At 64.5% G+C, this 344-nt stretch carries 1 pseudogene; it reads right to left on the bottom strand.

What is annotated here, in order from left to right:
* Nucleotides 1-344: pseudogene (locus AC2A1N_RS13680) on the bottom strand (pyridine nucleotide-disulfide oxidoreductase); the annotation flags it as partial.

Genomic DNA, 344 nt, shown 5'->3' with positions numbered 1-344 from the left:
GACCGAACCTGGGTGTCATCCACGTCGATCCGACCACGAGCGTTGACAATGCCCAGTCCTTCCAGGTGCGACAATACCGGCCGGAAGCCGGTGCACCATATCACCGCGTCGAAGTTGCGTTCGCTGCCATCTGCCCACTGCATGCCGGTGGCGGTGAAACGGACGGGTGGCGGCATGGAGACCAGTACGCCGCGGCGCCGTGCGTCCACCACCGGCGGCACCATCACGATGTCGCCAAAACCATCTCGCTGAATATCCGGCTCGCGTCCTTCCTGCTGAGCCCTCCACTTCTCGGTTGCGCGTGCGAACAGAACGCGCCCGTCGACATCGTCGGCCAGGAAGGC

This window comes from Stenotrophomonas maltophilia group sp. SKK55, from assembly GCF_057179845.1.
Note: the sequence above shows the minus strand (reverse complement) of the source record. Positions and strands in the feature narration are given on the sequence as shown.